This is a genomic window from Dyadobacter tibetensis Y620-1, assembly GCF_000566685.1.
GTDB classification, from domain to species: domain Bacteria; phylum Bacteroidota; class Bacteroidia; order Cytophagales; family Spirosomataceae; genus Dyadobacter; species Dyadobacter tibetensis.
Map to the genome: position 1 here is coordinate 497,442 of NZ_AZQN01000001.1, position 13,502 is coordinate 510,943.

Below are 13,502 nucleotides of genomic sequence, written 5' to 3' on the forward strand. Positions count from 1 at the left end.
ACGGAAGGTAGCATCCTGGTCAGTGAGTCTAGCGATATTTTCCTTCCACAGACAGTGCAGGATAGTTTAAGGCTTATTTATATATATAATTGTATTATTCAACTATATATATTATGTTGCAGACTTTCCCTCTCTATTCATGATCTCAATTTTACTTGAAGCCTTTGAAACGTTTTGGATCTGGAAATTATTAGGTCGATTTCATCCAATGATAGTTCATTTTCCGGTTAGTCTCCTCCTGATTAGCCTGGTTTTGGAAATAATTAATTACAGTAAAAATAATATATCTCTACGACCGGCAATTCAAATAATTCTTTTGTTAGGAACGCTGTCGGCATATTTGTCTGTAATATTTGGTCTGCTTTTAGTAAAATTTGAAGGATACGAAGGGGGTGATACTGATATTCATCAATGGTTGGGCATTGCAACCATGATACTCGCAACAGTTGCCTATTTATGCCTTCAGAAAGAAAAAACCGCAGCCTTTCGGTTTTTTCTTATTCTGACGGTTTTCGGCGTCAGCTTAGCCGGACATTTTGGCGCCATGATCACTCACGGTGCTGACTATCTGAGTAGTGCCATGCCTCCTTTTGATACTGATGGATCAAAAAGCCCTGAAAGCAGCTCTTTGCAATTTGATATGGTAAGAGCGGATCAGCAACTTAATCCGGAACAACTTCTCAGCCTAAACTTGGAAGTTCGGACCATATTCGCTCATAGTTGTTATAACTGTCACAGCGAAACCAAGCAAAAAGGCGGATTGAGACTCGACAGGAAAGAGGCTGTAATGGCAGGAGGTGATAATGGACCTATTCTTCAGGCTGGTGATTCTCGATCATCGGAGCTAATCAGGCGTGTCACTCTACCCGCGGATCATAAAGAGGCCATGCCTTCAAAAGGAAAAAGACTGACTAAATCAGAAATAGATATCTTGCGTTTATGGATCGATAAAGGGGCAGTATGGCCTGAAGGCGATATTAAGAGTATTTTTAGAGTTGCTGAAATGGCGCCCCGATTACCAGAAATTCCACATGGAGATATTCCGTTGAACAATCCCATTGATCGATTTGTTAATTCCTATTTTAATCAAAATGAACTGAAGTGGAAAGAACCTGTGGACGACAGAACCTATGCAAGACGAATCTATCTGGATCTGATAGGATTACTGCCGGAGCCTGAGGTGCTTCAGGCATTTCTGGCCGACTCCCGAGCTAATAAACGTGAAATTTTAGCTCAACAATTATTGAAGAGAAACGACGACTATGCCCAGCATTGGCTTACCTTTTGGAATGATGCACTGCGAAATGACTATTCAGGAACAGGCTATATTACGAAGGGTCGGTCCGATATAACCAAATGGTTGTATGCTGCTCTTGCTGAAAATAAACCATACAATCGATTCGTTCACGAACTAATTAGCCCGAATGAAGATTCTAAAGGATTTATAAAAGGGATTAAATGGAGAGGAACAATTAATGCCAGCCAGCGCACTGAAATGCAAGCAGCTCAAAACGTGGCTCAGGTTTTTTTAGGGCTAAATCTCAAATGTGCCTCCTGTCATGATAGTTTCGTCAGCGACTGGAAATTGGATCAGGCATATGGCTTCGCCAACATTTTTGCAGATACCCTTTTAGAAATAAACCGGTGTGATAAACCCACAGGTAAAATGGCCAGTACCAGAATGCTTTTTCCAGAGCTTGGCGAAATTGAAATTGATGCCAGTACTGAGAAACGCCTTCGACAATTGGCAGACAACCTTGTGAAGCCTGAGGATGGGAGGTTATACAGAACCGTAGTGAATAGAATTTGGGCTCAGCTCCTGGGGCGGGGAATAATAGAACCTGTCGATGTCATGGACAATCTACCCTGGAGTCAAGATTTGCTTGATTGGCTGGCCTATGATTTCATGCAAAATGGATTTGATCTAAAACGATTAATGCTTCAAATCGTGACGTCCAAAGCATATCAGCTTCCTGCTAACTCCTTTGCCGAGCCAGAAGAACTTACCCATAAGGATTATAAGTTTGCGGGCATGATTAGAAAACGACTTACGGCTGAACAATTTTCAGACGCTATTAGCAGGGCATTCATCCCTATGTATGCTGATACCTCTATCTCTGGAAAACTTCCAACCGATATTCATTCAAAGATTCCATTTGTACGAGCAAGTTTAGTCAAAAATGATCCATTTCTGACTGCATTAGGCAGACCCAACCGAGAGACGGTAAGCACCACCAGGGCTTCTCAAGCGAACTTATTACAAGCTCTAGAACTGACCAATGGAGATCTATTGGACCAGAGCCTGAAAAGAGGAGCCCTGCATTGGAAGAAGCAATTTCCGAATTCGGAAAGACTTATCGCTCAACTCTATCTTCAAGCTTTTGGACGTAAACCCAACGAAAAAGAGTTAGCCGCTGCACAAAAAATAGTTGGTACTCATCCTAATGTAAATCATATAGCCGATTTGATATGGGCCATGGCCATGCTCCCTGAATTTCAATTAATTTACTAATCGTACTTTAAATACATTTAAAATAGTTCTAATAGTACAATACATTTAAATCTTTCAATACAATATATACTATTTAAACTAACTATATTAATAGCGTAATTCCTTATTTTACAATAAGATAAGCATTCAAGATCATGAATAAATATTGGAACAGAAGAGAGTTTCTACAAAGGGCTAGTGCTGCGACAATGGCTGCCTTAGCCGCAGGCCTTCCGGCGTCCTCCCTGATGTTGGGATGTAAACCAAAAGTTACAGCGTCGGCAGACACGGTAATATTACTCTGGATGGCTGGGGGCATGGCCCATACGGAGACCTTCGATCCGAAGCTTTACACGCCTTACGAAAAGGGAATGGAAGGAAACCGGGTCCTTAGTACATTTCCATCGAAACCAACGGCGCTGGACGGAATATACTTTTCGGAGGGCCTTCAGTCAATAGGTGATATTATGGACAAAGGAACATTAATACGTTCTTATGTCGCCGCCGATATGGGTCATATTCTGCACTCCAGACACCAATATCACTGGCATACCTGTTATGAACCTCCTCAGACAGTAGCCGCACCGCATATTGGGTCGTGGATAGCCAAAGAGCTCGGCCCTAAGAACCCAGTGATACCAGCATTTATAGATATAGGTCAGCGTTTCACTGTAGGAGAAGCAGAAGAATTAAAGGCATTTCATACGGCCGGATTTCTGGGCAACGAATATGGCCCTTTCTTTATTCCTGATCCAAGTCAAGGTCTCGAGAGTGTTCGTCCGCCAGTAGGAATGACTACCCAGCGATTTGAAAGAAGAAATGAACTCTACCAGGATCTGATTAATAATAGTCCCATCGGAGAGTTTGGAAGTGACTATCAGAGAGAATCCTTAAAACGATCACTAGAGCAAGCCTATGCCTTATTGAATTCCCCTGAATCAAAAGCATTTGACCTGAGTACGGAACCCAAAAGAAGCTACGACATTTATAATACGGGGAAATTTGGCTTAGGCTGTCTTTTAGCCCGTCGGCTTACCGAACAAGGGGCCAGGTTTATAAGTGTTACTACCGAATACGAGCCTTTTAAGGGTTGGGATACACACGAAAACGGCAATAGCCGGCTTGTAGAAATGAAAAAACAAATTGATGCACCCATTGCTCAACTCATCAAAGATTTGGACCAATCGGGACATCTCGATCGTACCTTAATAGTTCTGGCCAGTGAATTCAGTAGAGATATGATGGTGGAAGGTCGCCCGGATGCCACCGTAAAAGAACAGGTACAACAACCTGACATTCTTCACGATCCGAAATTTTATGGTATGCATCGCCATTTTACAGATGGATGCTCCATGCTTATGTTTGGAGGAGGTTCTAAGAAGGGATTCGTTTATGGCAAGACAGCTGATGAAAGGCCTTGTAAGACTATTGAAAATCCGGTTAAAATTGATCAGATTCATCAAAGTATTTATCATGCCATGGGAATATCACCGGATACGCAATATGAAATAGAAAAACGCCCATTCTATACTACCCCAGATGGAAAAGGGGAAAGGATTGAGGCTATTTTTTCTTAGGATAAAATTTGGTTAATTAAAAGTATCTGAGAAACCCTCTATTCTATTTGTAACCTCATGTTTTTGAATATACGGCTCTTACCCGGTGGCCTTAAGGCCGCATTTCAAAATGTGAAGGGAGGCAAATTAAAAGATAAAGAATAAACAACCACTGTTGCTATTTTTTTTAAATATAAGAATTTAGTTAACAAACTGCCTGTACTGATCGCCCCTGTCAAATCACTAGGAATATTCCAAGTCATAGCCTTCTCAATATAGGACTTTCCTGCCAAATAATTTGATTAAATTAATCAATAACCAGACAGTGCAGGACAGTTCCATTTCCCTATCCGCTTAATATTGTACAATTCTATCAATAATTAGAAAATTTATATGCATCAACCGATGGGGATTTTCTTTTACTTTCTTTTGCTGAGATTCTCTCTTAAGCTTTAAACTTGGAACCGTTAATTCACAGATCAGTCTTATTATTCAGCAAAGGGAATAATAATGAGTGACTAAATTCTCTTGTTTCAAACTACTCTGAATACATTAAAAAGTGTGATATAGTTTTTCAACAGTAAAAAACAAAACTTATGAAACAACCTCGACCAAGCCAACGACCGAAACGGCGCTACGAAGCTGCACTAGCGAAAATGATGGCTGGATTAATACTCTCCAGTTCTGCTGCTGTGGCCCTTCCACATGAAGGAGAATTTTTTCTCAAACCTATTACGGGGACGTACACGTCCGCTAATATGGACCGCACTATAAAGGGTACCATCAAAGATGAAACCGGACAAGGTCTACCGGGAGTCAGTGTCCTTCTAAAAGGAACTACCCGGGGAACGGTCAGCAATGTTGACGGAACCTTTAGCTTGCAGGCTCCCGATCAAGGAGGAACCTTAGTGCTCTCTTTTGTAGGATATCTAACCAAAGAAGTCTTGATCGCAAACCGTTCATCATTCGACATTCAGATGAGCGTAGATGCCCAGGCCCTAACCGAAGTAGTAGTGGTGGGATATGGTAGTCAACTAAAAAAAGAAATAACGGGAGCCGTTCAGACGGTCAAAGCGGAAGAACTTAAGGATATTCCGGTGTCGCAGGTAACGCAAAAACTACAAGGACGACTTGCAGGCGTACAAATAAATCAGACTACAGGTAAGCCAGGTCAGGGAATGTCCGTTCGTATTCGTGGCCAGGTTTCTGTAACGGCGGGAAGCGATCCCCTATACGTCATCGATGGGTTTCCTATTACCGGGAATATAGGAGCCATGAACCCCGATGAAATTGAAGACATCACCATCCTTAAGGATGCTGCCTCCACTTCGCTTTACGGTTCCAGAGCTGCCAACGGAGTGGTTTTGATTACGACCAAACAACCCGTTTCGGGAAAGACGACAATAGGATTAAATGTGTTCACAGGAACTCAAAAAGTTCCTCAGCGGGGACGTATTGAAATGATGAACGCCATGGAATTTGCTCAGTTCAAAAAGGAATACTATGAAGATGAAGGCAAGCCCGTTCCTGACATTTTCGCCAACCCATCAGACTACAAAGATAAAAATAATGACTGGTACGATGCACTACTGAGAAGGGCTCCACTTCAAAGCTATAATATAACCCTAACCAATAGTAACGAAAAAACCAGAACATCGGTTGTAGCCGGTGTTTTTAACCAAAAGGGTGTTGTGTTGAATAACGAGTACAAAAGATACTCGCTTCGGATGAACACCGATTACAAAATGTCCGAAAAAGTGAAGATGGGCTTCAACATTGCCCCTCAGTATGTATTTGACAATACTCCTAAATCAGATGGAGACCGGGGCACCGGTATCCTGTTTAATGCTCTTCACACCTGGCCGGTGATGCCGATTCGCGATGCTAACGGAGAACTTACTGCTGTCAACAATTTCCCCGGTAATACTGGAAATATCTTTAGCTATCCAAACTGGGTTAGAGCCGCCAATGAACTGGTAAACGAAACCAAACGGATGAGTTTCTTAGGGAATACCTATCTTTCTTACCAGCCTCTTCCGGGACTTACCTTTAAGACTACCTTTAACGTAGAATTTCTTTCAGAGAAATTTATGTATTTTAACCCCTCTACGGCAACCTACCGGATCAATGTACCCATCCCAACCTTGGCCTCATCTATACGGCAGCATACCCAGAATCTGTCTTGGTTAAATGAGAACTTGGTTACATATAATAAAAGTTTTGGTGAACACAACTTTGAAATCCTGGGTGGGATGACACAACAAAAATTCATGCAGGAGATCGATCGGATTTCGGCTGACACTTATCCGGATGATCGTATTGATGCAGTGCAAAGTGCCATCAACATCAATAGAGGTGGCACCTCAACGGGTATCAATCAATGGTCGTTGGCTTCTTATATTTCCAGACTTACCTACAACTACAAAGGTAAATATCTGTTTACCGCTGCGGTCAGGGCAGATGGGTCCTCGCGTTTTGGATCAGACAACCGCTGGGGGACTTTCCCCTCTGCATCAGTGGGCTGGGTAGTCTCAGATGAAAATTTTATGCAACAGGTTCGTCCTGTTTCGTTTGCAAAGGTAAGAGCGAGTTACGGGGTGATTGGAAATAACAATATTGGTAATTATACCCAATATGCTTTAGTAAACAATACTGTCAATGCTGTTTTTGGCAGTAATGTGGCAGCGGGAGCTGCCATCACCTCACTGGCCAACCCAAACCTCAGCTGGGAAACTACTAAACAATTTGACGCAGGACTTGACCTGGGCTTTTTCAATGATCGCCTTCAAGTAATTTACGACTTCTATACCAAGCGCACTACAAACCTTTTGTATAGTGTACAGATTGCGCAAGAAGCTGGTTTTACAAATTTTAACGATAATATCGGGGAAATTAAGTTCTGGGGAAACGAGTTGTCTGTCACCTCTCGAAACACAGTAGGTGAATTTAAGTGGTCCACCAATGCCAATATATCTTTTAACCGCAATAAGGTCATAGCACTGGCAGATGGAATAGACCGTGTATATGGAAATCAACATATCACGCAGGTAGGCAAACCATTCGGTCAGTTCTATGGTATGAAAGCGATCGGTTTATATAAAAATGCCGACGATGTGGCCAACTCGCCTATCATTCCAGGACGTTCTAAGCCAGGTACTATCAAATTGGAGGATATCAATGGCGATGGAAAAATCACATATGGAGGAGACCAGGACGACCGAACCATCATCGGAAATCCATTTCCTAAATTTACCTATGGTATTACCAACGACATAAAATATAAAAACTTTGATTTCTCTGTTACCGGCTCTGGCTCCCAGGGAAACGAATTATGGGTGCGTCATCTATATAGCACTGCGAACCTTGACGGGGTATTCAATATGGTAAAAGGAGTACAAGATCGATGGAGATCGGAAGCCAATCCAGGTAAAGGATTTTATGGCACCACTGTGGGCGGTGGAAACTATACTGGAGTTGAAAGAGACTGGAATAACAGCCGTTTTGTAGCTGATGCCTCTTACTTTACCATCAAAAATGTTACATTAGGTTATCGCATTCCTGCCAAAATTAAATATATAAGCTCCGCAAGAATATACGCATCGGTTCAACAGCTCTATGTATTTACCAAATATTGGGGAGGTCCTAATCCAGAAACGAGTGCCCAAGGTAATGGGGAAGGTGACGGGGGTAACCTCAGCCAGGGGGTTGATTTGTCGAATTATCCCGTTCCACGTACCTGGTCTATCGGTATCAATTTGAACTTCTAAAACGACCAATAATTTACGGAAAATCGAAATTTATGAAAAAGAAAATTATATTGGCTTGTTTAGTTGGCTTGGCCTCTACAAGCTGTCAAGAGAATTTTTTAAGTCTCACACCAGAAACTTCCCTTAGTTCGGCGACATTTTTTAAGACCAGAACGGACTTTGAACAAGCCGTAAATGCGACATATGTGCCATTGCGGACAATATATAATGACAGAGCCTGGAAACTTGGCGAACTACATTCGGATAATACTTACTATGCCAGAAACATCTTGTTCGGAGCCGTAGACAATACTGAAAATATAGCTGACTTTGCCGTTCCTACAGCCAATGGTGTAACTGCAAACGATAACGTTTTGCAGCAATGGCGACAAGATTATCTCATAATTTCTCGGGCCAACCAGATTTTAGCACTTATTGATGGAGTAGAATTTGATGCAGCTATCAAGGCCAATCTGAAAGGTCAGGCACAATTCCTTCGCGCATTCGCCTATTTCGAGCTTGCACGTTACTTTGGATCTGTCCCTCTTCACCTGGAACCAGTGCCTAATAGAGATCAGGCGGCACTTCCCCTTTCCACAGTCGAAGAAGTTTATGCCCAGATCGAAAAGGATGCTAAAGATGCAGTTGCCAATTTGCTTCCTAAGTCTACACAGGAAGCAGGCCGCGCAACATCCGGAGCAGCCCGAACCTTGCTGGCCAATCTATATATTCATAAAAAACAGTGGGCCGAAGCGGAAACAGTGTTAAAGCAGGTAATTGATTCCGGAGAATATAGCCTGATGCCATCCTATGAAGATGCATTTTCAGGTACCTCCTCCAATAAAAATAATGCGGAATCGGTCTTCGAAATTCAGTATATGGAAGGTGCTTCAGGATTCCAGGGCAATCTTATTTATCAGATTATTCCCACACCGATTACCTCAGCCGAGCTGGTTGCTATAACAGGGACCAGCAATCCCCAGGGTCTGTCTGGAGAAAACAACAACATCCCTACACCGGATATTATTGAAGCATATGAACCAGGAGATGTAAGAAAAGACGCTTCCATAGGATATATTACGCTTAGCCAGAGTCTTAGAGATAATAAGGTCTATCCTTATATTAAAAAATATGCTAAAAAGCACTCCCAGCATAATAATACGGGACAGAACCTGCCAGCCTATCGCTATGCTGAAGTGTTGCTCTTTATGGCAGAAGCGCTAAACGAACAGAACAAACCCGCACAAGCAGCCACTTACCTCAATATGGTACGCACCCGGGCCAAGCTACCTGCCACTACAGCCACTTCACAGGTCGCTATGCGCCAGGCGATATATCAGGAAAGACGCGTTGAGCTTGCTTTTGAGAACAAACGTTGGTTCGACCTGGTACGTACCGACCGGGTTCAGGAGGTTATTTCCGCTTACGGAAAGCGGGTCAAAGCTAACCCTAAGGCCTACTACTTTCCCGATGGGGCCGTGCCTCCAGAGAACGCATTTACCGTTCTAGACAAATATTATGGTTTACCAGCAGTAGAATCTGCACTTTCTCCCTACTTTTAATTAGAGGGTAGAGTTCTAAGAAGTTCAAATAAAAGCAGCCCTCGCACGTATGTTGGGGCTGTTTTTAGCATTCCAACCAATTTAGAATAATTTTATACTGGCCAAATTCTATGTAATGTATTCATATATTGGCATTTGGTTAATCCTAAAAAAGCGTTAATAAGAGAAACAACATGAAACCACGAAAACCCCGATAGCACAGGATAGTCCATTGCAAGCAAAGAATTAAACTTGTAGTTATTGGATGTAAATATGTTTAATTGAAAATAAAACAAGACCAAAATTAATTTCCAAATCACGTACTAACCTTTAAATCTTAATATGTTCAAAAAAAACAAATGGTTGAAAATACCAACTGGCGTAACAGCACTTTTGGCTGTAACGGTATCCTGCGGACTATTGCTCAGTAACCGCAGTGCCCAGACCATGGCGCCCTCCGACGACAAAGTGGGCAAACTCAAACTTGCCGAAGGGTTCCAGGCCGAACACCTTTATAGCCCTTCCGAAAATAACGAGGGTTCTTGGGTGTCTATGACCTTTGACGACAAGGGTAGAATGATTGCTTCAGATCAGTATGGCTTTCTATATCGCCTTAAACTGCCGGAAATCGGCTCAAATGAAGCTCCGCAGGTAGAGAAACTGGGCATCAAGGGTGATACCAGCAAGATTCAAATGGGATTTTCACATGGATTGTTGTATGCTTTCAACAGCCTGTATGTCATGGTAAATAACCGGTCGAATCCTAAATTTTCCAATCAAAGTGGATTATACCGTTTACAAGACACGGATCATGACGATCAATACGACAAAATTACCTTATTAAAGGAGATGAAAGGAGAGGGAGAACACGGACCTCACAGTATTATCCTTTCTCCAGACAAAAAATCACTTTATGTAGTGGCTGGTAATCACACCGATCTGCCTGAGATGGATATTTACCGCCTGCCTAAGAATTGGGGAGATGACAATCTATTCCCATTGATCAAAGATCCACGGGGACATGCTAATGACCGTCATGCTCCGGGAGGGTGGATTGCTCATACCGATCCAGATGGTAAAAAGTGGGAGTTAATCAGCGCTGGATACCGTAACCCCTTCGATATTGCATTTAATGAGGCGGGTGACTTGTTTACCTATGACTCCGATATGGAATGGGATTTCGGTACGCCTTGGTACAGACCAACCCGTGTTTGCCATACAACAAGTGCCAGCGAATTTGGTTGGAGAACCGGAGATGCCAAATGGGCTCCATCATATCCAGACAATATGCCCGCTCTAATGAATATAGGACAAGGTTCGCCGACCAACCTTATTTACCTCAAAGATGCCAAGTTCCCGGCCCGTTATAAAAATACGCTTCTGGCATTCGACTGGAGCTTTGGTATCGTTCATGGACTTCACCTTAAACCCAGCGGCAGCACCTATTCGGCAGAACATGAAGAGTTTCTTTCTGGCTCACCACTTCCACTGACTGATGGAGCTATTGGTCCCGATGGTGCCTTATACTTCTTAACCGGAGGGCGTCGCCTGGAGTCGGATCTATATAGAGTGTATTATAAGGATTATAAAAAACTGCCTGCCAACTCAGCTCTTGCTAAGGCCGTAATCACGCCAGAAAATAAACTGCGTCGTGAACTTGAGGAATTCCATAAAGGACCTAATGCCAAAGCAATCGCAACAGCATGGCCACATCTGAATCACCCCGATCGCTTTGTTCGCTATGCTGCAAGACTCGCTGTGGAAAATCAACCTGTGAATGAATGGAAAGAAAAGGCATTGGCAGAAACCAATCCACAGATAAAAATATATGCACTGCTGGCACTCAGTCGTCATGCTTCTTCGTCAGATAAGGCAAAGCTCTATAAAGCCTTGAGCGAAATCAATTTAAAAAACCTAACTGAAGACAAACAGCGGGATTTACTCAGAACAATTGAGGTAGCCCTATTCCGTTATGGCCAGCCTGACGCCACTGTAAAGGCGAAATTTATAAGTCAGATCAGTCCCAATTTCCCATCGGCCTCTCCATTAGCCAATCGTCTGTACAGCAAAGTTTTAATTTATCTGGAAGCACCGATGGCCGTAGAAAAAACATTGGCACTTCTCACAAATAATGAAAAATTTGTCGATGTAGACAACGAAACGGCAACGGCCTCTTCCGACCTCATACTCAGAAATCCTCAGTACGGCCTCGATATTGCAGGCATGCTAGAAAAAATGCCGCCCATGCAACAAACCTTTTATGCATTTGTGCTTAGCTCGGCGAAGTCAGGCTGGAATGATCAGCTCAGAGAAAATTATTTCAAATGGTTCGATAAAGCCTTTAGTTATCAAGGGGGTAGGAGCTATATAGGTTTTATTGACAAGGCCCGAAACCTTGCCCTGAATAACGTTCCTAAAGACAAAAAAGAATTTTACAATAAAATGTCTGGTGCTAAAAAACTTAATACCAGCGGAAATTCTCTCACGCAAATGTATAATCCGAAGGGACCTGGTCGGGGTTGGAATGTAGAAGAAGCGGTTAACCTGGTAGCGGATAGCCTTAGCAATAGAGACTTCGAAAAAGGTAAGATGATCTATTCAGCGGTGATGTGTAATCGTTGTCATATGATGGGAGGCGAAGGTTCTGATGTAGGCCCCGATCTTACTCAACTCGGCAATAGATTCTCAGTGAAGGATATGATGGAAGCAATTATTCTTCCCAACAAAACTATTTCAGATCAGTACGCTTCTTTTATTTACGAACTAAAGGATGGTGAATCTGTATTGGGACGTCAATTGAACGAGGATGCATCGCATTACTTTATTTCTCAAAATCCATTCGATCCAAAAATGGTGCGGAAAATCCCGAAGAAATCAGTCAAATCTGTTAAAGTATCAACGGTTTCCGTAATGCTACCTGGGTTAATAAACGGATTGAACCCTGAAGAATTAAGAGACCTCACTGCCTATTTGATGTCAGGAGGAAACGAAAAAAATCCCATATATAGTGCTGCTAAAAACAAATAATAGGGTATAAATAATAACAGAATGTCTTTGTAAAGGGTAGTTCGATAATCTCGAATTACCCTTTATTTTTTGATTATATATAAGAATAATACAAAAAAAATGGGGTAGGAGACCTCTTACTAAATCCTCCAAGAAACTAACGGATAAGTTTAACAAATCATTTAAGATATAATTGTACCAAAAACATTCAATATGAACCGTCGAACGACATTAAAAAAAGTACTTGGAGGAGGCGCCGCATTGTCTCTTGCCGGATCAGTTCCTCTTTTCGCGGACTCAGATCGACTTAAACCATTAGCGCTAAAAGGAAATATTAACCATTCCGTATGTAAATGGTGCTATGGAAAAATTCCATTGGACACCTTTGCTCAGGACTGTGTCAAAATTGGAATTAAATCCATTGAGTTATTAGGCCCGGAAGATTGGCCAACTTTACAAAAATATGGATTAAAGTGTGCTTTACCCAGTGGTGCAGGTATGGGTATTGAGAAAGGCTTTAATGATCTAAAACTTCATGATGAACTCGTGGCCAGTTACGAAGCCTTGTTTCCAAAACTGAAAGCCGCCGGTCATACATCCGTAATTTGCTTTTCCGGAAATCGTCGTGGAATGTCTGATCTGGACGGAATGCGTAACTGTGCGATTGGACTCAGAAGATTGATGCCCATGGCAGAGAAATATAATGTTACCATGATCATGGAATTGCTAAATAGTAAAGTGAATCATAAGGATTATATGTGTGATCATACTGCCTGGGGAGCTGGACTTTGCGAAATGGTTGGATCTGAAAAATTCAAACTACTATATGACATCTACCATATGCAAATTATGGAAGGCGACGTAATTGCTACCATTAAACAGTATCACCAGTATATCGGCCACTATCATACGGGTGGCGTTCCCGGTCGTAATGAAATCGACGATAGTCAGGAATTGTATTACCCGGCCATTATGAAAGCAATTATGGCCACAGGTTTTAAAGGTTACGTTGCTCAGGAGTTTATTCCCACAGCTGATCCAATTACTTCCTTACGCCAAGGAGTTCAGATCTGTGATATTTGATACTTTCTGAGTCTTTTTGAACAAAAAACGACAATTTAAATGCGTGGCCATTATTTTTGGCCACGCATTTTTTCGCGAT

General features: G+C 42.2%; 6 protein-coding genes. All 6 read left to right on the plus strand.

Translation table 11 applies throughout. From position 1 onward, the window contains the following. Positions 1 to 139 precede the first annotated feature (139 nt). The 6 genes from X939_RS0102085 to X939_RS0102115 all read left to right on the plus strand — a co-directional run bounded on the left by X939_RS0102085 (position 140) and on the right by X939_RS0102115 (position 13,423). Positions 140 to 2,512: a PSD1 and planctomycete cytochrome C domain-containing protein gene (locus X939_RS0102085; protein ID WP_025761617.1), complete on the plus strand. Its 2,373-nt coding sequence runs from the start codon at positions 140 to 142 to the stop codon at positions 2,510 to 2,512. A 134-nt stretch (positions 2,513 to 2,646) separates the two neighbouring features. Beyond that, positions 2,647 to 4,068: a DUF1501 domain-containing protein gene (locus X939_RS0102090; RefSeq protein WP_025761618.1), complete on the plus strand. Its 1,422-nt coding sequence runs from the start codon at positions 2,647 to 2,649 to the stop codon at positions 4,066 to 4,068. Positions 4,069 to 4,805: 737 nt separating this feature from the next. Continuing rightward, positions 4,806 to 7,814, plus strand: coding sequence for a SusC/RagA family TonB-linked outer membrane protein (locus tag X939_RS0102100; protein ID WP_229235971.1), 3,009 nt, complete (start codon positions 4,806 to 4,808; stop codon positions 7,812 to 7,814). Positions 7,815 to 7,846: 32 nt separating this feature from the next. Beyond that, positions 7,847 to 9,355 (plus strand): RagB/SusD family nutrient uptake outer membrane protein, encoded by a 1,509-nt coding sequence (locus X939_RS0102105; protein WP_025761621.1) that lies wholly within the window; start codon positions 7,847 to 7,849, stop codon positions 9,353 to 9,355. A gap of 321 nt (positions 9,356 to 9,676) precedes the next feature. Continuing rightward, positions 9,677 to 12,361 (plus strand): c-type cytochrome, encoded by a 2,685-nt coding sequence (locus X939_RS0102110; RefSeq protein ID WP_025761622.1) that lies wholly within the window; start codon positions 9,677 to 9,679, stop codon positions 12,359 to 12,361. A 192-nt stretch (positions 12,362 to 12,553) separates the two neighbouring features. After that, complete coding sequence (locus X939_RS0102115) at positions 12,554 to 13,423, plus strand: hydroxypyruvate isomerase family protein (protein ID WP_025761623.1); 870 nt, start codon at positions 12,554 to 12,556, stop codon at positions 13,421 to 13,423. Positions 13,424 to 13,502: the final 79 nt, after the last annotated feature.